The 20,167-nt window shown below is 48.7% G+C and carries 22 protein-coding genes; 13 read left to right on the plus strand and 9 right to left on the minus strand.

The genetic code is table 11. The features are described 5' to 3' along the window. Window positions 1-266 (plus strand): hypothetical protein (locus BM331_RS12040; protein WP_218154565.1); only part of this gene is annotated, 266 nt, incomplete at its 5' end. A 114-nt stretch (window positions 267-380) separates the two neighbouring features. Next, window positions 381-1,466, plus strand: coding sequence for a tRNA 2-thiouridine(34) synthase MnmA (gene mnmA, locus BM331_RS06675; protein WP_074928221.1), 1,086 nt, complete (start codon window positions 381-383; stop codon window positions 1,464-1,466). Here the strand turns inward: mnmA and BM331_RS06680 are convergent, their stop codons facing one another. Next, window positions 1,467-2,603 carry a PilT/PilU family type 4a pilus ATPase gene (locus BM331_RS06680; RefSeq protein ID WP_074928474.1) on the minus strand — a complete coding sequence of 379 codons (1,137 nt, stop codon included), beginning with the start codon at window positions 2,601-2,603 and terminating at the stop codon, window positions 1,467-1,469. It lies immediately after the preceding gene. Window positions 2,604-2,615: 12 nt separating this feature from the next. After that, entirely contained in the window at window positions 2,616-3,659 is a 1,044-nt protein-coding gene (locus BM331_RS06685; RefSeq protein WP_074928476.1) for a type IV pilus twitching motility protein PilT, read from the minus strand. A 194-nt stretch (window positions 3,660-3,853) separates the two neighbouring features. Between BM331_RS06685 and BM331_RS06690 the strand changes: the two genes are divergently transcribed. Continuing rightward, a complete protein-coding gene (locus tag BM331_RS06690) occupies window positions 3,854-4,570 on the plus strand; it encodes a YggS family pyridoxal phosphate-dependent enzyme (protein ID WP_074928224.1) in 717 nt (238 codons plus the stop codon). Here BM331_RS06690 and BM331_RS06695 read toward each other — a convergent pair. From BM331_RS06695 to BM331_RS06710, 4 genes are read right to left on the minus strand one after another with little or no spacing between them, the layout of a single operon-like run. Then, entirely contained in the window at window positions 4,539-4,808 is a 270-nt protein-coding gene (locus tag BM331_RS06695; RefSeq protein ID WP_074928228.1) for a YfhL family 4Fe-4S dicluster ferredoxin, read from the minus strand. The two genes, BM331_RS06690 and BM331_RS06695, sit on opposite strands and share 32 nt — an antisense overlap. A gap of 5 nt (window positions 4,809-4,813) precedes the next feature. Continuing rightward, window positions 4,814-5,308, minus strand: a complete 495-nt coding sequence (gene coaD / locus BM331_RS06700; RefSeq protein ID WP_074928231.1) for a pantetheine-phosphate adenylyltransferase — start codon at window positions 5,306-5,308, stop codon at window positions 4,814-4,816. Further along, on the minus strand, window positions 5,301-5,843 hold the full coding sequence (gene rsmD, locus BM331_RS06705; RefSeq protein WP_074928234.1) for a 16S rRNA (guanine(966)-N(2))-methyltransferase RsmD: 543 nt from the start codon (window positions 5,841-5,843) through the stop codon (window positions 5,301-5,303). Before rsmD ends, coaD begins: the two co-directional genes overlap by 8 nt. A gap of 23 nt (window positions 5,844-5,866) precedes the next feature. Then, the gene (locus BM331_RS06710; protein ID WP_074928237.1) at window positions 5,867-7,168 is read right to left on the minus strand and encodes a M16 family metallopeptidase; all 1,302 of its coding nucleotides are present in this window, start codon (window positions 7,166-7,168) and stop codon (window positions 5,867-5,869) included. Between the two features lie 482 nt (window positions 7,169-7,650). Between BM331_RS06710 and BM331_RS06715 the strand changes: the two genes are divergently transcribed. Continuing rightward, window positions 7,651-7,956 carry a hypothetical protein gene (locus BM331_RS06715; RefSeq protein WP_218154566.1) on the plus strand — a complete coding sequence of 102 codons (306 nt, stop codon included), beginning with the start codon at window positions 7,651-7,653 and terminating at the stop codon, window positions 7,954-7,956. A 512-nt stretch (window positions 7,957-8,468) separates the two neighbouring features. Here the strand turns inward: BM331_RS06715 and BM331_RS06720 are convergent. Continuing rightward, complete coding sequence (locus tag BM331_RS06720) at window positions 8,469-9,758, minus strand: ABC transporter ATP-binding protein (RefSeq protein WP_083414707.1); 1,290 nt, start codon at window positions 9,756-9,758, stop codon at window positions 8,469-8,471. A 21-nt stretch (window positions 9,759-9,779) separates the two neighbouring features. Further along, the gene (locus BM331_RS06725; protein WP_074928242.1) at window positions 9,780-11,516 is read right to left on the minus strand and encodes an ABC transporter permease; all 1,737 of its coding nucleotides are present in this window, start codon (window positions 11,514-11,516) and stop codon (window positions 9,780-9,782) included. Between the two features lie 105 nt (window positions 11,517-11,621). On the opposite strand from BM331_RS06725, the gene BM331_RS12390 reads away from it, so the two are divergent. The 3 genes from BM331_RS12390 to BM331_RS06740 all read left to right on the plus strand — a co-directional run bounded on the left by BM331_RS12390 (window position 11,622) and on the right by BM331_RS06740 (window position 12,845). Continuing rightward, window positions 11,622-11,795 (plus strand): type II toxin-antitoxin system Phd/YefM family antitoxin, encoded by a 174-nt coding sequence (locus BM331_RS12390; RefSeq protein ID WP_083414708.1) that lies wholly within the window; start codon window positions 11,622-11,624, stop codon window positions 11,793-11,795. A 180-nt stretch (window positions 11,796-11,975) separates the two neighbouring features. Then, window positions 11,976-12,446 (plus strand): hypothetical protein, encoded by a 471-nt coding sequence (locus BM331_RS06735; protein ID WP_074928244.1) that lies wholly within the window; start codon window positions 11,976-11,978, stop codon window positions 12,444-12,446. A gap of 75 nt (window positions 12,447-12,521) precedes the next feature. Beyond that, window positions 12,522-12,845: a DMT family transporter gene (locus BM331_RS06740; protein ID WP_074928247.1), complete on the plus strand. Its 324-nt coding sequence runs from the start codon at window positions 12,522-12,524 to the stop codon at window positions 12,843-12,845. A gap of 12 nt (window positions 12,846-12,857) precedes the next feature. Here the strand turns inward: BM331_RS06740 and BM331_RS06745 are convergent, their stop codons facing one another. Continuing rightward, window positions 12,858-13,475, minus strand: coding sequence for a DNA-3-methyladenine glycosylase family protein (locus tag BM331_RS06745; protein ID WP_074928249.1), 618 nt, complete (start codon window positions 13,473-13,475; stop codon window positions 12,858-12,860). 276 nt (window positions 13,476-13,751) lie between these two features. Here BM331_RS06745 and mraZ point away from each other — a divergent pair, with 276 nt between their 5' ends. The 6 genes from mraZ to BM331_RS06775 are packed head-to-tail and all read left to right on the plus strand — an operon-like array spanning window position 13,752 to window position 20,110. Further along, window positions 13,752-14,198, plus strand: a complete 447-nt coding sequence (gene mraZ, locus BM331_RS06750; RefSeq protein ID WP_074928250.1) for a division/cell wall cluster transcriptional repressor MraZ — start codon at window positions 13,752-13,754, stop codon at window positions 14,196-14,198. 15 nt (window positions 14,199-14,213) lie between these two features. After that, on the plus strand, window positions 14,214-15,167 hold the full coding sequence (gene rsmH / locus BM331_RS06755; protein WP_074928253.1) for a 16S rRNA (cytosine(1402)-N(4))-methyltransferase RsmH: 954 nt from the start codon (window positions 14,214-14,216) through the stop codon (window positions 15,165-15,167). After that, window positions 15,164-15,451: a cell division protein FtsL gene (gene ftsL, locus BM331_RS06760; protein WP_074928256.1), complete on the plus strand. Its 288-nt coding sequence runs from the start codon at window positions 15,164-15,166 to the stop codon at window positions 15,449-15,451. The genes rsmH and ftsL overlap by 4 nt, the downstream gene beginning before the upstream one ends. Then, window positions 15,448-17,187, plus strand: a complete 1,740-nt coding sequence (locus BM331_RS06765) for a peptidoglycan D,D-transpeptidase FtsI family protein (protein WP_074928259.1) — start codon at window positions 15,448-15,450, stop codon at window positions 17,185-17,187. Before ftsL ends, BM331_RS06765 begins: the two co-directional genes overlap by 4 nt. Continuing rightward, window positions 17,184-18,746 carry a UDP-N-acetylmuramoyl-L-alanyl-D-glutamate--2,6-diaminopimelate ligase gene (locus BM331_RS06770; protein WP_074928263.1) on the plus strand — a complete coding sequence of 521 codons (1,563 nt, stop codon included), beginning with the start codon at window positions 17,184-17,186 and terminating at the stop codon, window positions 18,744-18,746. The genes BM331_RS06765 and BM331_RS06770 overlap by 4 nt, the downstream gene beginning before the upstream one ends. Continuing rightward, window positions 18,743-20,110 carry a UDP-N-acetylmuramoyl-tripeptide--D-alanyl-D-alanine ligase gene (locus tag BM331_RS06775; protein WP_074928266.1) on the plus strand — a complete coding sequence of 456 codons (1,368 nt, stop codon included), beginning with the start codon at window positions 18,743-18,745 and terminating at the stop codon, window positions 20,108-20,110. Before BM331_RS06770 ends, BM331_RS06775 begins: the two co-directional genes overlap by 4 nt. Window positions 20,111-20,167 lie beyond the last annotated feature (57 nt).

Here is a 20,167-nt window from a genome sequence, read left to right on the forward strand (position 1 = left end):
GCACCGTCGATATGTCCGCCTGTACCGGCCCAATCAGCAGCAGGCCCGCACATAGCAGCATCCCCTTCAAATACTCCCCTAGTCTCATCTCTCTCCTCCGTAATCTACCTGTCGGTATTCACAATGTACAAACAATAACCAGTTACCCCAATCCCTCCCAGGCAACCAGCCAAAATCACTTCTATACACCACAGCGCCCCAAGACTACTTTCTCATCAGGGACAAGTCAAGATTTTAAGAAGCCAGTGCTGGAGCAAAAATCCTGAATACGCACTACTAAGCATTGTCCCGAGTATCCAGGCACAAGATAAAGACCTCATAATTTATCGCTAGCCCGGAAGCAAGGTAGAATTGCCACATATGTTTCTTCAGCTGATGGAATGAATAAATCACGTGTAGTTGTAGGTATGTCTGGCGGAGTGGATTCGTCCGTTGCAGCCTTGTTACTTAAGCAGCAAGGCTATGATGTAATGGGCCTTTTCATGAAAAATTGGGAAGGTGATGATACCGATGAATATTGCTCCTCCCGCCAGGATTTTCTTGATGCCGCTTCTGTAGCAGATATCCTTGATATACCGCTGGAAGTGGTAAATTTTTCAGCCGAGTATCGGGAGCGGGTTTTCAGCCTATTTTTAGCAGAATACCAAGCAGGGCGTACGCCCAATCCGGATGTGCTGTGCAACAGCGAGATCAAGTTCAAAGCCTTTCTCGATCACGCGCTGGCGTTGGGCGCTGATTGGATTGCAACCGGCCACTATGCACAGGCACATGAAATCAACGGCCAGTTTCAGTTGCTCAAAGGAGAAGATGGCAACAAGGATCAGAGCTATTTTCTCTACCGATTGAATCAGCAACAACTGTCACGCACGATTTTCCCTATTGGCCACCTCTACAAGCGAGAGGTACGCAAAATTGCACTCGAGCACAGACTGCCCAATTCAACCAAAAAAGATAGCACTGGAATTTGTTTCATTGGCGAACGCCCTTTCCGTGAGTTTCTTAACCGATATTTACCAGTCAACCCAGGTGAAATTCATACGCTGGACGGTCAGATCGTTGGAGAGCACCAGGGATTAATGTATTACACCATCGGGCAAAGGCAGGGGCTGGGTATTGGCGGTACTCGCGCAGGCAATGAGCAACCTTGGTTTGTGTCAGAAAAAGATATGCAAGCAAACGTGTTATATGTCGTGCAGGGACACGATCATCCTGCACTGTTGCGCTCTTCACTGACTGCTGTTGATCTCTCCTGGATCAGCGGTGCATCGCCCCATCAAAGCTGGGTTTATGCAGCCAAAATCCGCTATCGGCAGACGGATGCACCCTGCGCAATCACCCGTCTTGAGCATGATTCCTGCCAGATCGGCTTTGCAGCGCCACAATGGGGAGTCACACCCGGGCAATCTGTAGTGATTTATGAAAGCAAAGTCTGTCTGGGAGGAGGAATCATTACCGACAATGTGTAATCAGGTAATGGTTAAATTTTGGATATTCGTCTCTGCATGTGCAAGTTTTGCTTCTGCTCCGTTTAGTTTGATTTGCAGTCGCAGTTCATTCATGGAATCAGCATTACGTAATGCATCTTCGTAGGAAATTACACCACTCTCGTAAAGTTCAAATAGCGCCATATCAAAGGTCTGCATCCCCAGTTCACCTGATTTTTTCATGATTTCCTTGATTTCATGTACATTTCCCTTGAATATCAGATCAGAAATCAACGGAGAATTGAGCATTATCTCGATTGCCGCAGCCCGCCCGCTGCCTGATTTTTTGGGAATCAACCTTTGTGCAACCAATGCCCGCATATTCAGCGATAAATCCATCAGTAACTGCGCACGCCGCTCTTCCGGAAAGAAGTTAATAATGCGATCTAACGCCTGATTAGCACTGTTTGCGTGCAAGGTACCCATGCACAAATGCCCGGTCTCGGCAAAGGCAATCGCATGCTCCATTGTTTCTCGATCCCGGATTTCGCCAATCAAAATAACATCAGGCGCCTGCCGTAACGTATTCTTCAGCGCAGCTTCCCACGATTCTGTATCAACTCCGACTTCCCGCTGGGTAATGACGCAGTTGATATGCTCATGCACAAACTCGACCGGATCTTCAATGGTAATGATGTGCCCATAGCTGCTTTTGTTGCGATAACCGATCAGTGCCGCCATTGAGGTGGATTTTCCCGAACCGGTTCCACCGACAAAAACCACCAGGCCACGTTTGCTCATGACAACCTCTTTCAGAACTGATGGTAACCCGAGATCATCGAAATCCGGAATCTTGGTGGTAATCGTCCGTAAAACGATGCCTGTTCGCTGTTGCTGGACAAAAGCATTGACACGAAAACGCCCGATCCCCTCAGGATTAATCGCAAAATTACATTCCTTACTGGTCTCAAACTCCGCCGCCTGCTTATCATTCATGATGGCCTGCGCCAGCGCTGCGGTATGCATGGGAGAAAGTGCCTGTTGCGTGACTGGTGTCATTTTTCCATCTATCTTCATCGCCGGAGGATAGCCTGCTGTGATGAACAAGTCTGAGGCCTTCTTGCTGAGCATCAATCGCAATAAATCATGCATGAATTTAAGTGCCTGTTCTTTTTCCATCATGTTCTACCCTTAACCCCGGAAATTATCTTTGTTCATCGCTTTGGTGCGCGCTTCCGCTGTTGAAACAACACCGCGCTTCACCAGATCTGTCAGATTCTGATCCAGCGTCTGCATCCCGACTCCCTGCCCGGTCTGGATGGCTGAATACATCTGCGCCACTTTCCCTTCCCGGATAAGGTTGCGGATCGCCGGTGTACCGATCATGATCTCGTGCGCAGCCACTCGTCCTTTGCCATCCTTTGTCTTCAGCAGTGCCTGGGAAATAACTGCACGCAACGATTCGGACAACATCGCACGTACCATTTCCTTTTCTTCAGCAGGAAACACGTCAATAATCCGGTCAATCGTCTTGGCAGCCGAACTGGTATGGAGCGTACCGAAAACCAGATGACCGGTTTCTGCAGCAGTCATCGCCAGGCGGATAGTCTCCAGATCCCGCATTTCCCCCACCAGAATAATATCCGGATCTTCCCGTAAGGCAGAGCGCAATGCGTTGCTGAAACTGTGCGTATCTCGTCCGACTTCACGCTGGTTAATCAGACATTTTTTGCTTTCATGCACAAATTCGATCGGATCTTCCAGAGTCAGAATGTGACCATACTGATTTTCGTTAATGTCATTGATCATGGCTGCAAGCGTGGTTGATTTACCAGATCCAGTTGGCCCCGTAACCAACACCACACCACGCGGCTGTTGCGCAATCTCGGCAAATATCTTGGGCGCCTTCAGCTCTTCAAGCGACAGTACTTTGGATGGAATGGTGCGCAGCACCGAGGCTGCCCCCCGCTGGGTATTGAAGGCATTAACACGAAAACGAGCCAGACCAGGAATAGCAAATGAAAAATCACATTCCAGATGCTCCTCGTAAGCTTTACGCTGACTATCATTCATGATGTCGTACACCATGTCATGCACATCTTTGTGTTCCAGTGCAGGAAGATTGATACGCCGAATCTCTCCATGCACCCGGATCATGGGTGGCATGCCGGCAGATAAATGCAGATCAGAAGCGCTATTCTTGACCACAAATGAGAGTAGTTCTACTATGTTCATCCGATGTGTTCCTTCTGCCTCGTGGAATATTGGTTGGTCAATGACAACCATTGGATGTCATTTCCGGCCACACCGGGCCGATCTGATCTAGAACGGATCAAACCGGGCAGAATTAAATATATTTCGGGAACATTGGCCAAACTTTCCCTGTAATATCCATCGTATTTGTCAACTCATTCAGATCACTACTTGCTATGACTACAATTGCCTCACGCCTGCAGAATGTTAAAAATCGTATTATTGAGGCTGCCAAAAATGCGGGGCGCGACCCGGCAACCATTCAGTTACTGGCAGCCAGCAAAACCAATACGCCGGATAAATTGAGAGAAGCCTGGGAAGCGGGGCAAACCGTGTTCGGAGAAAATTATCTGCAGGAAGGCCTGGTTAAAATTCGTGCATTGGCCGATTTACCAATCGAATGGCACTTTATCGGCCCGATTCAAAGCAACAAAACCAAACTGATTGCTGAGAATTTTTCCTGGGTACATGGCATTGATCGTGAAAAAATCGCAACCCGTCTTTCAGCAGCAAGATCGGAATCATTACCTCCCCTGCAAGTCTGTGTACAGGTCAATGTAAGTGGAGAGATTACCAAGAGTGGAATAGATCCGGAAAAAGCTGCGGAACTGGCTGCCTTTGTCAGCGAACTGCCACGACTGCAATTGCGTGGAATCATGGCCGTTCCGGAACTGACTGCTGTCACCGCACTGCAACGCGAACAATTTCAGATGATGCGAGAGGTTTACGAGCAACTCAAACAGAAAGGCTTTAACCTGGATACGCTGTCAATGGGCATGTCAGAAGATCTGGAGAACGCCATTGCGGAAGGGGCCACAATGGTCAGAATAGGTACAGCAATTTTTGGTCAGCGACGTTACGCTATCCCCGAGGAACTCGGTTCGCGTCAGTAGTCAGAAAATGATACTTCTCTATCAGCTGCTCATGATCCTCAACCCGGTCCGGATCAACAATAATGCAGCTGACCGGACAAACTTCCACGCACTGCGGTGTAGTGTAATGCCCGACACATTCTGTACACAAATCCGGGTTGATCTCGTAAATTTCCTCTCCCTGTGAAATTGCCCGGTTAGGGCATTCAGGTTCACACACATCGCAATTGATGCATTCGTCAGTAATGATCAGTGCCATTTTTATTACTCTCCATTATTCATTTCTATCTTTTTCTGACGTAACCGCTTGATCACAAGAGGATGCACAAATTTGCTTGCATCTCCTCCCAAGCGGGCAATTTCACGCACGATCGTGGCAGAGATAAACATATATTGCTCAGATGGCGTCAGAAAAATGGTCTCCACATCCGGATACAAGCCGCGATTCATACCTGCCAGTTGAAATTCATACTCAAAATCAGATACGGCACGCAGACCGCGAATAATGATATGAGCATCCTGTTGCCGCGCAAATTCCATCAGCAAACCAGAGAATCCTGTTACTTCAACATTGGAATATCCAGCCAGTACATCTCTGGCTATTTCCACCCGTTCTTCTAGTGAAAAAAAAGGAGCTTTGCCACTGCTAGCAGCAACCGCCACAATTACCTTGTCAAATAATCTCGACGCGCGATATACCAGATCCTCATGCCCATGGGTAATCGGATCAAACGTACCCGGGTAAATGACTTTATCCATTAAGATTTAGAGTCAACAAGTAGTAATAAACATAGCTTGCTCGCCCCTGTTTGCAGATCGTCCAAGTGTTATCGGGCAATAACTTGTCACTGTTTTCAGCATAAACCACCCCGTTTTCCCCCAGCCTCGCAAATAACAATGGCAATACTTCGGTCAGCAACCCGGATTGATACGGGGGATCAACAAAAATAATATCGTAGCGTTCAGAACTAGATTTAAGAAATGTCCGGGCATCAGTATGTTCAAGTTTCACCTGTGAAGCAGCCAGCTCCTCAATAACGTCGCGTAGATTGCGCACCGTCTTTACGTTTTGCTCAATCATGGTGACCTGTTTTGCTCCACGCGAAGCTGCTTCAAATCCCAGTACACCGCTGCCAGCAAACAAATCCAGGCAAGTTTTTCCAGTCAAATCCTGTCCTAGCCAGTTGAACAATGTTTCTCGCACACGATCCGGCGTCGGTCTCAGCAACTTATCATCAGAAAACTGGAGTAATCTACTACGCCATTGCCCGCCAATAATACGAATTTTACCCATTAAGCAACATAAAAATAAGGAATCTACTCCGCCCCCACGACTACCGTCACCATCCCCGTTGGATCAATCCGACGCTGAAATGCATCCTTGATCTGCGCCACAGTCACTTTTTCTACTGCTTTCACATAATCTTCTAGATAAGTCAGCGGCAAGTCATAAAACCCGATCACCCCCAAGTAGCCGAGTATTTTCCGGTTACTGTCAATACGCAAGGGAAATCCACCTATAATATTCTGCCGGGCAGCCTGTAATTCTTTCTTAGTTGGCCCCTGTTCAACAAAGTCACTGAGTGTTTTTCGCGTTAATTGCAAAGCCTGTTCTGCCTGTTCTTTCTTCGTCTGCAAACCGATTTCAAAAGGCCCTTTCTCTTGGTACGGCATAAAAGCACTGTAAACGCTGTATGCCAACCCTCGTGTTTCACGAATTTCCTTCATCAAGCGAGATACAAATCCACCCCCACCCAGAATGTAATTGCCAACTAGTAAAGGAAAATAATCAGGATCCTTGCGGCTCAACCCCGGGTAAGCCAATTGGATATGGCTTTGTGTCGCCGGATGCGCAATTTTTCGGGTTATTGGCTCCGGTTTTTCAACGGCTGGCAAACTATTGCCTGTTTTTCCGCTGGGTAAATTCTCAGTCAACATCTCCGCAATATGATTCGCTTCATCACGCTTGATATCACCAATGATTGCAACAACTGCATTACCGGCCGTATAGCGTGCACGATAAAAATCAACCAGGTCCTGACGTTTCAGCGTGGTGAGCGTATCCGGCTCTCCGGATTCACGCAAACCATAGGGATGCTTGCCATACAATAATTTCATCAGCGTCCGGTCTGCAATAACTTCCGGCTTAGTATCTGCCTCCTTGAGCGCAGAAATGATGCGCGTACGTTCCCGTTCCAGGATTTGTTCAGAAAATTCCGGGCGCTGGATGATTTGCGCCAGTATATCCAGCGCACGAGTGCGCTCCTGCTGATGGCTCAATGTCCGCAATGACAAACCCGCCCGATCCAGATCAAATGCCCCCCCCAGCTCTGCCCCAACATCCGCCAACGTTTCAGCAATCTGATCTTCCGACAAACTACCTGCGCCCATCCCCATCAGCCGTTGCACCAGCCTGGCGCGCCCGGATGTTGCAGCAGTATCAGTACTGCTGCCCGCTGGAAACTCAATACTGAGATCTAGAATCGGCAAATCATGGTTCTCAACGAAATAAACCCGTACCCCGTTCGCTGTCTGCCACTGTTGAATTGGTAGAAAAGCCAGCACCCACTGCGCATGAATACCCAACCAGAGCACGATCAAAAACTGTAGAAATCGCATATACCTCTTTCCCGGTAAATTTATAGAGAAACACTAACTTATTCCGTCACCTAGATGCTTCCTGCTTCATTACATTCGCAATCGCAATGACGTTTACCACTTTAACCAGCCTTTCCTTAGCGTTAAATGCATCAAACATTGTATGCCAATGCTGGCAGAAGTTCCCAGTTACAGAATCAGAAAAACAAACTCATCCCTGTTCGTAAGATGGCCAATAACGCCTGGTTTCACGTTGAACTGGATACACGCCGCCCACTAGAAAAACAATATTTTTCATAAAAAATACTTCATTCATGTAACTGGGTGTTTTGTACCGAAGCTGCCGCGTTAACACCTTACTTTTTCATGTACCTCATCGAGCAATTTCTTGGCTAACAGCATTGTCGTGGCTGTTGTTAAAGATTGCTCTCTTAAAGTCGTCACCAGGCTCAAAGATGTTAAATCATTTTGTTAGACGTGCACCACCAATTAAAGGAAGAACCATGAAGATTTATCAAGCAATTACTATTTGCACTTCCATAATCACTGTTTCCGGCTGCTTCAATCTTCCAACTCAATCTTCACAAATTACAGGCACATATGTGAGTGGCCTGAAGTATGAAGAGTTCGGCTGCGGTCGACTTACAGCAGAGGTTGACAGTTTGGCACGAAGAGAAAGCCAGCTTGTCATTGCCCAAGATCAGCGGCTCAAATCAAGCAAAGTTCAAGCTTTTTGGCTCGGTTACGGGCAAGGTGATGACATTGAGGCACGGAGCTCGCGAATGTCCGCGGTGAGCGCGAGGCGGTAAGAAAGGCCATGGAAGTTAAGCAATGCGCTAGAGCAATACCGAGTCAACAAGGACGGATGCAGTACGAGCCAAAGCTTTAATCTTATCAGGCGCACATCTAACAATTCATTCAAACCGATGCCGCTACGCGGCGCAGATTAATTAAGATATTAGCCTTCTCCGAACTGAGTCCTTGAATCAAGAAAGCCAAAGAAGATTGACATGGCAAATAAAATTGAACTGCTTGGAACAAGCATTATGATTCCTGAAGTTATGCATATTTCAAAACATGGTTTTAATTCCCTTAGTTCCAACAAGCAGCCACAGATCAAATTTCTGAAGCTCAAGCACAATCCTATTTTCCTGCTTCCAAAGTTCGCGTTGCCCAGTATTTACTCATTTAGTCAGTGTCGCTCCCGTGTGACTAACAGATTAATCTTCGATTCCTTTGGTAGCTTGTATATAGATACTGAACACGCAGCGCGCTTTAGCTGTAAAGTCACAGATCGCAGCAGGAATCAGTCAGCAACGCTTCAAGGATTATCCAGACTGAAGATGTGCTTCTCGTCATCGTATGAGAAGATTTCTGCATAACGCCCCAGGGTGATGATGGTTCGCAGGGTTCGCTCGGCAGCTGCCTGTGGCATGTAATCTTCCAGTTCATCTGAAAATCGGTTCCAGGGCGCGCGGTGTGTTGGTCGTTCGTCCAGCACGCGCCGGATATGTGCTGCCAGTGCAACATAAGTCAGCAGATGCCAGGCAAACAGGCGTTTGCGCTGATCAGTATCAAATTCCAAGAACTGCAGACCTTCCGTGGTCAGTTTGATATCACCCCCGGCTACTTCGGCAAAACGCAGCATCTGCAGTGTTTCCGCTACTGGAAATAAATCATCAATTTCCATACGCAAGGAAGATGCAATGACAGGAAGATCCGCTTCGCCGTTATAGGGCGGAGCTGCTACGGCTTCAATCAAACCGGAAAGTGAGTTCGAGGTTACAGATGGCAGATTCGTCCCGATTCCCGTGCCGGGGAAATATTCTGTGCGTTTGCCGGCAGATGTTGAAACCGCGCGGGTTGTCATTTCCACATAAATGTGCTCGACCAGATCGCGGAAGGTTGGATCAAGACGGGCGCGCGGGTGCGTCAGTTCAACTTTGATCTCATTTATAATCCGGCCGGGATTATTGCCAAAAATGAAGATGCGATCACACATCAGCACAGCTTCCTCAATATTGTGGGTAACGAGGATCACACCCTTAATGGGAAGCTGGCCTTCCGACCAGAGATCAAGAAAATCAGTACGCAGTGTTTCTGCTGTCAGCACATCGAGTGCTGAGAAGGGTTCATCCATGAGCAGGATATTAGGGTGAACTACCAGCGCGCGTGCAAAGCCGACACGTTGCCGCATACCGCCCGACAATTCACGCGGATAGGCTGATTCAAACCCATCAAGCCCGATCAGATCAATCGCTTTGATAGCACGCTGGCGCAACTCATTGATCGGCAGCCCCAGTGCCTCCAGACCAAGTTGCACGTTTTCCAGCACGGTAAGCCAGGGAAACAGGGCCGAATTTTGGAAAACCATCGCCACACCAGGTGGAGGGGCAGTCACTTCGTTGCCAAGATAGATAATCGAACCTGCCGACGGCGATGCAAGTCCAGCGATCAAGCGTAACAACGTGGATTTACCTGAGCCTGAACGACCCAGCAAACCGATAATTTCACCTTTATTAACAGCAAGATTGATGCCATCAAGTACGAGCAACTCACTGCCATCCGGCTTGTGAAATGATTTATGAATCTCGCGAATATCCAGCAACACGGTATCGATGTGATTCTCCTTTCATCCCAAGCGGAATTTACGTTCGGCCAGCACATACAGCGGACGCCAGAACAGGCGGTTGATCATGACAACAAACGCACTCATGACGGCAATCCCGAGTACAACACGATGAAAATCTCCGGCAACAGTGGCCTCCGTAATATAGGCACCCAGGCCATGCGCTTGCAGCGTGGTATTTCCCCAACTGACTATTTCGGCAACGATGCTGGCGTTCCATGATCCGCCAGAGGCAGTAATAACACCTGTCATGTAAAAGGGAAATACTGCTGGCAGTGCAATGCGTCGCCACCATAACCAGCCCCGGACACCAAGGTTGGCGCTGATATCGCGCAACTCACCGGGAATAGTGGATGCACCCGCAATGACATTGAACAGGATATACCACTGCGTCCCCAGGATCATCAGTGGACTCAACCAGATATCCGGATCAAGCTGCAGCGTCACGATTCCATATACCGCCAGCGGGAACAGCAGATTAGCCGGGAATGCCGCCATGAATTGGGCAATTGGCTGGGCAATACGTGCTGCGCCTGGGCGTAATCCAAGCCAGACACCCACCGGCACCCAAATAACACTGGCAACCGTGATCAGCACAAAAACACGTATCATGGTTATAAAACCCAGGAACACTGCTGTCCCCACTTCCGCCAGCGCCACTTCCTGCAAAACAAAGAACGTAATTTTCCATGAAATAGCCACACAAACTACGGCAATCATGCCGTACCACAGCCAATCTACCCATGGTTTCAGGTTTACCTCAGTTTTCTTCCAGCTAAATCCCGCTTTCCAGGCTGGTTGTTGCGATCTCTGGTAAGTCCAACACCAAATTTTGGCAAACAGGGCCGTTGTAAACGCCACCCATTGCGAACGGCGCAGCACTGTCAGTACCCAGGAGTGCGGCGGTGGCACGCCGGCTTCTTGCTCAAAACGGAAACGATCTGCCCAGGCCACCAGTGGTCGGAACAGGAGCTGATCGTAAATCAGGATTACGATCAACATGACTGCAATTGCCCAGCCAACCGCGCCAAGATCACGCTGATCAATCGCCAGCGCAATATAAGAACCGATCCCCGGCAGCGTGACGATCGTATCACCCACACTGATTGCTTCGGAGGCCACGACAAAAAACCAGCTGCCTGACATGGACATCATCATGTTCCAGATGAGCGCTGGCATGGCAAAGGGTACTTCCAGCTTCCAGAAGCGCATCCAGGGACTGAGCCGAAACGAGCGTGATACTTCATCCAGTTCTCTCGGAACGGTATGCAGCGATTGATAAAAGCTGAACGCCATGTTCCAGGCTTGACTGGTAAAGATAGCAAAGATTGAGGCCAGTTCAGCCCCCAGCATTTTTCCAGGTGCAAAGGACAGGAAGAACACCACCGTAATCGAGATAAAACCCAATATCGGTACTGACTGAAGGATATCAAGCAACGGGATGAGGATTTGCTCGGCGCGCCGACTCTTGGCCGCCCAGGTTGCATAGGTAAAGGTAAAAAGCAGCGATAACACCATTGCCAGCAACATTCTGAGCGATGTTCGCAACGCATACTCCGGTAAAGCAGATGGATCAAGACTGATGACATCGTGCTCTGATTCCACCAGAGGCTGCATAAAGTCACTGCTGGCCTGGGCGAGAAAAACGATCAGACCGAGCACCAGCAGCGCTGCAACACCATCCCAGAATAGTGCTGAGAAACGACGTGACCATTTGCTGACAGATAAACGTTGCATCATTTCTGGTTGATCTTAAACAACCTGCCCCGGTTGAAAAACAAAATTACTAAACAACAGAAACGTACATTTACGTACCATTTCATCTCTTTTATTTGATGAATGAAGATGACCATCCTTACTGTAAGTGCAGTACGCACCAATTTGTATCAGCTAATTGATCAAGTCACCGAATCATACCGATCAATCTACATTACCGGAAAACCAACAAATGCCGTTCTTCTTTCGGCTGAGGCTCGGGAGGTAATCCAGGAAACACTACACTTCCTTTCCCTAGCATAAAACTCACCATCATATGAGAAACTGGTGAGCAATCTTGCCGGTAACTCATGGCGCATCAATATTCAACGTCGCTTGGTCTATACAGTTTTCTCGGGGTTCTGCGCATATGGATGCATATGAGTAAAGATTGTCACTTTATCGAGCCTGCACGATAATCGTAATTCTGAATAGCATATACCTATGTCGCCAAAAACAAGTTTTCTGTTGGGAAGCATCATCACAGCCCTTTTGCTCATAGCAGGCATGCAGCTTTGGCATAGCTCCCCTTCTCAGCCTGAAAGTAAGGACAGTTATCGGCCACTTGATTTTGAAGAACCTCCATATTCCCGGTTTGTTGAGGAATACATGAAAGCAAGCAGCAGTAACAATTACTGGATCAAAGATCCAATTGCTCTAGCTTTGTACTTGGCTGGTTTTCCGAATCCCGATGGCACTGTCCCTGATAAGGTTCATGTCTTTTTTGCGAATCCTGCAACCGCTACTGTAATAGTTGCTACCGATAATTTAGAAGATGACTCTGTTCTAGCGCAAGAGATCAGGGCAGATCTGATCAAGAATAACGATATATGGCAAGTTGTATGGGCAGGTAATCGCTGGCGTTGCCGGAGAAACGCTGCTACCAACTGGTGGACAACTTCGCTTTGCCCATAAGCGACCTGATCACCAATAACGGCAATATGCATTGTTGCGGGATTCTCTTATGTAGATCCGGAAAGCTGAAATGAGCTGCTTTACCTTTCCGCTGCCATTACCGTAGAGATCATCGCCACGTCATTGCTCAAATCCAGCGAGGGATTCACTCGTTTATGGCCATCCTTGATTGTCATCATCGGCTATGGCTGTGCCTTTTTCTTCCTTTCACTCACGTTGCGAACTATCCCCGTTGGCGTGGCCTATGCAATCTGGTCCGGGGCGGGAATCGTTCTGGTAACACTGATTGCCTGGCTGGTTTTTGGGCAAAGGATTGATCTGCCAGGTTTAGCAGGAATCGGGATGATCGTAGCCGGTGTCATCATACTGAACCTGTTTTCCAAAACAGGTGGGTATTGACTGTGTTGTTGCTCAATAGATAACCGGGACAGGGTCCAGACTTCTCCATAGATACCAGGTCGCAACGGATCGCCAGGGTTGCCAGTTTTCGGCAATGACACGAATCGCGTGTTTGTTGATTGGCTGACTGGCGTGGTAATGCATACTGACAGCGCGTTGTAGACCAGCATCATCCAACGGCAGCACATCCGGACGATGCAAATGAAAAATCAGGAACATCTCTGCTGTCCACCGGCCAATGCCTTTTACTTCAATCAGCTTGCGGATCAGGGTTTCATCATCCAGTTCATGCCAATTTACTGTTACCAGTGTTCCTTTCAAGAAGTGATGGGACAAATCCCGCAAATAATCCACTTTTCGCGCGGACAACCCACAAGTTCTCAATACATCGGTTTCTGTGGAAATCAGTTCTTTCGGAGTAAATTCCGGGATTGAAGTGGTTACTTTCTGCCAGACACTGGCTGCTGCCTTGACTGATATCTGCTGACCCACAATTGCGCGTGCCAGTGTGGTAAAAGCATCGCCCCGCTCTTCAGGCATTGAATTGCTGTAACACTGAATGATTCGGTGCATCACCGGATCACGTGCCGACAAGTCATTAACTGCCTGCTCCCAAAATACCAAAGCCATATCAGTCTGATTCTAAATATTTTCCCAATTTATACCATGCCGCATTCAAATCCAGAAATAAACCGTCTTTATGGGGTAGTTTTATTTGAAATGATTACCGGAAAAATCTGTTAAGTAATTGTCACAACAATACAAAAATTCCTCCTGACTTGACCCTGAAAATTTTATTGAGTAAAGTGGTAAAAAGTGGTGAAATATGTGAAATTGTGGATGCCAGTGGAGTAAATACGATTCAAATATTAAACAGACACCTCCATTGAAATCAAAAGGGATGAAATGTTTCGTGGCTCCACTCAATTAAGTCTCGATAGTAAGGGAAGACTTGCGATTCCCGCCAAATATCGGAATGAATTATTTGCCAATTGTGGAGGCAACATCGTCGTGACCGCTGATCCCTCCAGGTGCCTGCTGATATACCCTCAATCCGTATGGGAACCAATTGAAAAAAAACTAAGCGGCTTTTCCAGCTTCAACCCACAAATTCGAAGTTTGCAAAGACTTATTATTGGTAATGCCTGTGACGTGGAAATGGATGGCTCCGGTCGCATTCTGATCGGCACTCCCTTGCGGCAGTTTGCCGGTTTGCAGAAAGAAGTCGTGCTCGCGGGACAAGGCGAGAAATTTGAACTCTGGGATATGGTGAAATGGGATCTGGAAATCGACACAGCAACTGCTTACAAGGATGGAGATATTCCTCCCGAACTGGAAGGATTCTCACTGTAATGTGCCGGTAAAGCCGTGCACATATCCGTTCTGCTGGAAGAAGCTGTAGATGCGCTGAATATTCAAAAAGACGGCATCTATGTGGATGGAACGTATGGCCGGGGCGGCCACGGTCGTCTGATCCTGTCGCGACTGGGCAAGTCAGGTCAGTTAATCACATTTGACAAGGATCCGGCAGCCATTTCCGAAGCTCGATCCATCCTGGATGAAAGATTTCAGGCAGTACACAGCAGTTATACCGAAATGTACGCAGCACTCCAGTCGCTGGGCATAAACCGGGTTGACGGTATCTTGCTGGACCTCGGTGTATCGTCGATGCAACTGGATGAAGCCTCACGTGGATTCAGCTTTCGTCATGATGGCCCCCTGGATATGCGTATGGATTCCAGCCGAGGCAAAACAGCAGCAGAGTGGCTGACTGTAGCGTCAGAAGCAGAATTAAAGGAAATAATCAGAACCTACGGTGAAGAACGGTACGCAGGGCAGATTGCGAGTGCAATTATTATGGAGCAGGCACGCCAGCCCATCAGCACCACGCTTCGGCTTGCCGAGATCGTTGCAACAGTTGTGCGCAAGCGCGGCCACCGAGACGATCGACAGCATCCGGCGACACGTACTTTTCAGGCGATACGGATTCACCTTAACCAGGAGCTTGAAGAACTATCAATGACATTGCCACAATGTGTGGAGTTGCTGAATACAGGCGGTCGGTTGGTGGTGATCAGCTTCCATTCGTTAGAAGATCGCATCGTCAAGCGTTTCATGCGTATGCAGACCGGCACTGATACCCTGCCGCGAAGATTGCCTGTCAGGGAGGAGGAAAGCCGTTTATACAACCGGCAGAAATTAAGAATTATCGGTAAAAAAATTCGCCCGGGATCGGATGAAGTGTCCGCCAATCCACGGGCACGCAGCGCTGTCATGCGGGTGGCAGAAAAACTGGAAACCAGCAACGCGATAAGCAGATGATCAAGCTGAATATTTTTCTATTCGTAATATTGATTATCTGTGGATTGGGTATTGTGACCGCACGGTATGAGGCACGCAAACTTTTCATGGAACAGGAAAAGGAACAAAAATTAACTGAACAGCTGGAAACCGAGTGGAGTCAGCTACAACTGGAGCAAAGCACACTGGCCATGCCTGCGCGTGTAGAAAAAATCGCCCGGAAAGAACTTGGCATGGTTACGCCGCCTGCTACCGGCAATATTCTGGCTATTCATTCTGATTACACTCCGGGCACAACCGAATGAAAGTTTTGTTCAATCCTTCCCGTAAAACAACCTCCCCTGTCCCGGAATGGCGTTCACGCCTGGTGCTGGGACTTTTACTGACGTGCCTGATCGTACTGATCTCCCGGTCAATTTATTTACAGGCACTGAACAAGGATTTCCTGCAGCAACAAGGGCAGTCGCGTCACGAACGGGTTATTGAACAAAATATGCAGCGCGGCAATATCAAGGATCGCAATGGCGAAATCCTTGCCGTTAGCGCACCTGTCAGATCTGTATGGATTGAACCTCAAAGAGTGAACGCAACACCGGAACAAATCAGACAATTAGCCGGTTTGACGGGCGTAGAAGAAGCAGTCATCCAGCAGCGTATCCTCAGCGGAAAGAAATTTGTATACCTAAGACGGCAGCTCCCTCCAGAATTGGCAGAAAAGGTGGCTGAACTCAATATAAAAGGAGTAAATCTCAAGCACGAGTTCTATCGTTACTATCCGGCACGCGAGCTGGCTGCGCATATTCTGGGCTTCACTGATATAGATGGACGGGGGCAGGAAGGAATGGAGCTGGCGTGGCAGGACATGCTGACCGGCGAGGATGGTAAACGGCGCGTGATTAAGGATCGGATCGGACGTATTGTGGAAGATGTCGAGCAGATTCAATCCCCGAAACCGGGTCAGGATGTCGTTCTGTCAATTGACAGCAAAATACAATACCTCGCTTACCGGGAATTAGCGCGCACAGTAAAAGAACAGCATGCTAAAGCGGGTAGCATCGTAGCGCTGGATGTACAAACCGGTGAAGTACTGGCTATGGCGAACTACCCGGCTTTCAATCCCAATCAGCGTGCCAGCATGAATAATGAAGTAATTCGCAACCGCGTGCTGGTCGATACATTCGAACCCGGTTCAACACTAAAACCATTCGTCGTGGCTGTGGCAATGGAAACCGGCCGAATCAAATCGGATACGCTGATGGAAACTGCCGGGGGTAAACTGAAAATAGGCAGAGCTGTCATACATGACGTGCGTGACAAGGGCAACCTGACCGTTTCCCAGGTTATTCAGGCTTCCAGTAATGTTGGTGCTGCAAAAATTGCTTTGTTGCTCCCGCCAAAAACTTTCTGGGAAATGCTCAACCGCTCAGGTTTCGGGACTGAAACCGGTATTGGATTTCCCGGCGAAGCAAGCGGGCGGTTACGTGCATATAACACCTGGCGACCGATCGAACAGGCCACCATGTCCTATGGCCATGGCATTTCAGCCAGTTTAATGCAGCTGGCGCGTGCTTATACGCTGTTCGCCACTGATGGAGAATTAAAGCCTGTCACACTGCTAAAGCGTGATATACCTGCCGTTGGCCAGAAAGTTATTTCGCGCGAAACTGCACAATCGGTCAGAAAAATGCTGGAGCTCGCTGTTCAGCCTGAAGGCACAGGTAATAGTGCACGCATCAGCGGCTACCGTGTTGCAGGGAAAACCGGTACAGCACACAAACGCCTGAAAGGTCAGAAAGGTTATGCCAAAGATCGTTATATCTCTTCATTTGTCGGCTTCGCTCCGGCATCTGATCCGCGCGTAATCATCGCCATCATGATTGACGAGCCCTCAAGCGGAAATTATTACGGCGGTACAGTAGCCGCCCCCGTCTTCAGTCGGGTAATGGAAGGTACGTTGCGTATATTGAACGTGCCGTTTGATGGGCCACTGGGCAATCTGGTTATATCACCTGTTCCCGCAGAGCTGGAAGATAAGGGATGAGCACTTCGTCCAGCTTTGGATCAGATGAAACTTATCTCGCTTGCTTGCTGGATCGGCTGAGCGTCAAGATACAGCGTCTGGTGGCAGACAGCCGGAAACTGAAATCGGGCGATACCTTCCTGGCTTGTGCTGGCGAACAGCATGATGCACGCAACGATATTCCACAAGCAATTGCATTGGGCGTCAATGCAATTATCTGGGAAAAACAGGGGTTTTCCTGGAAACCGGAGTGGAAGATACCCAATCTGGGTATCACCAGATTACGCCATGAGGCCGGAAAAATTGCCAGCCAGGTGTACGGCCATCCATCCAGACATTTACGGTTGGTTGGAATCACGGGCACCAACGGAAAAACCACGTGCAGCCACTGGTATGCTCAGGCCATGATGGCACTGGGGGAAAAGACAGCCATCATCGGCACGCTGGGACATGGCTTCCCGAGAGCGTTGAATCATGCCAACCACACAACGCCGGATGCAGTATATCTGCAGCAGCTGATGGCCGGCTATTTACAGCAAGGCGCTCGCTCCCTGGTGATGGAAGCCTCTTCGCATGGTCTTTCTCAAGACAGGTTGACCGGCTCAGAATTTTCGATTGCCGTACTGACCAATCTGACGCGTGACCATCTGGATTATCACGGCAGCATGGATGCCTATGCCGCTGCCAAGGCAAAACTCTTTTTCTGGGAAGGGCTGCAACACGCTGTTCTTAATCTGGACGAAGTACTGGGCGTGGAACTATTACAACAGCTGGCCTGGAAAGATGTGTCAATCCTGGGTTACGGTTTCAGGCAACCTGATCCATCAACCCGTACAACCGGTAACCAAAAAATACTCTATGGAAGCAACCTGCGATTTACTACACAGCATATTGGCTTCGATGTTGAATTTTGTAATCGACACGCCAGTCTGCAATGTAATGTAACCGGTCGTTATAACGCATATAACCTGTTGGCTGTACTAGCCACTTTACTCGCCAGTAATGTTGATCTTGATGATGCAATAACTGCCTTGCAACAAGTGCAACCAGTTCCAGGGCGAATGGAAAAACTGGGAGGAGGCGATCAGCCCATCGTAATCGTTGATTATGCGCATACACCCGATGCATTAAGCGAAGTATTAACCGGCTTGCGCGAAACACTGGCTGGCACGCGCATGAAAAAACGGATACGGAAAAACCAGGCAAAACTGGTTTGTGTGATTGGTTGTGGGGGAGATAGAGATCGCGGCAAGCGCCCGTTGATCGGAGAGATTGCTTCACACCTGGCTGATGAAGTCATCATTACCAGCGATAATCCGCGCAATGAAAATCCGGCAGATATTATCAATGAAATCATGCTTGGAGCCAGTGGCAAGCACTGCACGGCTGAAGCGGATCGCACTGCAGCCATTTACCGGGCCATTCATGGGGCGCGCAAGGGCGATATTGTATTGATCGCCGGCAAAGGTGCAGAAACTCATCAGGAAGTACAAGGAAAAAAATATCCATTCGATGATCGCGAGGTAGTGCGACAGGTGTTGCATGACCTGGCTGGCCCGAAATTGCAGGTACAGGGATGATGAGCGTACAGGAGGCTGCACTGGCTCTGCATACAAATTGGTCTGGTGGCAACCCGGTATTCACTGGGGTCAGCACAGACAGTCGCACCCTGAAACCAGGTGATCTTTTCATCGCGTTATCCGGCGAGCAGTTTGACGGCCATCGCTTCATTTCTGCTGTCATCGAAAAAGGTGCCGTTGCCGCAATGGTTTCGACCGATACGGCCATCATCCCGACAACATCTGATTTCGGCTGGATCAAAGTAAACGATACCCGTCTTGGCTTCGGCCAATTGGCAGCAAACTGGCGTCAGCACTTTACACTTCCGCTGGTTGCCGTGACAGGCAGCAATGGCAAAACCACTGTCAAGGAAATGATTGCAGCCATTTTCAGACACGAATTCGGATCAGAAAACGTTCTCGCAACAACCGGCAACCTGAATAACGACATTGGTGTTCCGCAAATGCTGTTGCAGCTCAATACCAGGCATACCTGCGCAGTGATTGAAATGGGCATGAACCACACTGGCGAAATTGCCTATCTCAGCCAACTGGCTGCGCCCACGATTGCCGTCATCACCAACGCTGGTACCGCACATATCGAACACCTGGGCACAACCGAAGCGATTGCCTGCGCCAAGGGAGAAATCTTCACAGGACTGGAAGTACAGGGCGTTGCAGTCATCAACGCGGATGATACTTACGCCCAGCTGTGGCGACAGCTGGCAGGAAGCAGACGAATTCTGGATTTTGGTATAACGAATCCTGCTGCAATCAGTGCGCAACAAACCTCCAGCTCATCAGAAGCTGCATGGTTGTTGCAACTACCAGACGACAAAGTTGAAATAACGCTGCAGGTGCCAGGCCGTCACAATATTTACAACGCACTGGCTGCAGCGGCAGCTGCTACGGCCGCCGGTATCAGCACAACCTCCATTGCCGAGGGTCTGCATAATTTCATGGGTACTCCTGGACGTTTGCAGAAAAAAGCGGGATTACATCAATCTATTCTGATTGATGACACCTACAATGCCAACCCGGATTCCATGCAGGCAGCACTGAATGTTCTGGCAGAGATGCCCGGCAAAAAAATCCTAATTTTGGGGGATATGGGGGAACTTGGTACGGATGCTGCAAGATTCCACTATACCATCGGCCAACAGGCTGCAAAAGCTGGCGTGGATGCGCTACTGGCGCTGGGAGAATTAAGCCAGCAAACCGTTGCAGGGTTTGGCAGTGGGGCACAGCATTTTGCCGATCTGGATACATTGCTGAAAAAAGCACAAGACTATCTGGGAAAGAATGTTTCTGTTCTGGTCAAAGGCTCGCGATTCATGCGAATGGAGCGTGTGATCGAGCAACTGCAGGATAGATATGTTAAGTAGGAACACGGGGGATTGTCTAATTAAAACTGTTTTTCATGTCTGCGACCGGACATTGCA

The organism is Nitrosomonas eutropha (assembly GCF_900116685.1).
Classification (GTDB): Bacteria; Pseudomonadota; Gammaproteobacteria; order Burkholderiales; family Nitrosomonadaceae; genus Nitrosomonas; species Nitrosomonas eutropha_A.

Bases quoted from the DNA above. Each gene is read 5' to 3' on its own strand.
- mnmA (WP_074928221.1), top strand. From the start codon at position 381: ATGAATAAATCACGTGTAGTTGTAGGTATGTCTGGCGGAGTGGATTCG.
- BM331_RS06680 (WP_074928474.1), bottom strand. From the start codon at position 2,603: ATGGAAAAAGAACAGGCACTTAAATTCATGCATGATTTATTGCGATTG.
- BM331_RS06685 (WP_074928476.1), bottom strand. From the start codon at position 3,659: ATGAACATAGTAGAACTACTCTCATTTGTGGTCAAGAATAGCGCTTCT.
- BM331_RS06690 (WP_074928224.1), top strand. From the start codon at position 3,854: ATGACTACAATTGCCTCACGCCTGCAGAATGTTAAAAATCGTATTATT.
- BM331_RS06695 (WP_074928228.1), bottom strand. From the start codon at position 4,808: ATGGCACTGATCATTACTGACGAATGCATCAATTGCGATGTGTGTGAA.
- coaD (WP_074928231.1), bottom strand. From the start codon at position 5,308: ATGGATAAAGTCATTTACCCGGGTACGTTTGATCCGATTACCCATGGG.
- rsmD (WP_074928234.1), bottom strand. From the start codon at position 5,843: ATGGGTAAAATTCGTATTATTGGCGGGCAATGGCGTAGTAGATTACTC.
- BM331_RS06710 (WP_074928237.1), bottom strand. From the start codon at position 7,168: ATGCGATTTCTACAGTTTTTGATCGTGCTCTGGTTGGGTATTCATGCG.
- BM331_RS06715 (WP_218154566.1), top strand. From the start codon at position 7,651: ATGAAGATTTATCAAGCAATTACTATTTGCACTTCCATAATCACTGTT.
- BM331_RS06725 (WP_074928242.1), bottom strand. From the start codon at position 11,516: ATGATGCAACGTTTATCTGTCAGCAAATGGTCACGTCGTTTCTCAGCA.
- BM331_RS12390 (WP_083414708.1), top strand. From the start codon at position 11,622: ATGACCATCCTTACTGTAAGTGCAGTACGCACCAATTTGTATCAGCTA.
- BM331_RS06735 (WP_074928244.1), top strand. From the start codon at position 11,976: ATGTCGCCAAAAACAAGTTTTCTGTTGGGAAGCATCATCACAGCCCTT.
- BM331_RS06745 (WP_074928249.1), bottom strand. From the start codon at position 13,475: ATGGCTTTGGTATTTTGGGAGCAGGCAGTTAATGACTTGTCGGCACGT.
- mraZ (WP_074928250.1), top strand. From the start codon at position 13,752: ATGTTTCGTGGCTCCACTCAATTAAGTCTCGATAGTAAGGGAAGACTT.
- ftsL (WP_074928256.1), top strand. From the start codon at position 15,164: ATGATCAAGCTGAATATTTTTCTATTCGTAATATTGATTATCTGTGGA.
- BM331_RS06765 (WP_074928259.1), top strand. From the start codon at position 15,448: ATGAAAGTTTTGTTCAATCCTTCCCGTAAAACAACCTCCCCTGTCCCG.
- BM331_RS06770 (WP_074928263.1), top strand. From the start codon at position 17,184: ATGAGCACTTCGTCCAGCTTTGGATCAGATGAAACTTATCTCGCTTGC.
- BM331_RS06775 (WP_074928266.1), top strand. From the start codon at position 18,743: ATGATGAGCGTACAGGAGGCTGCACTGGCTCTGCATACAAATTGGTCT.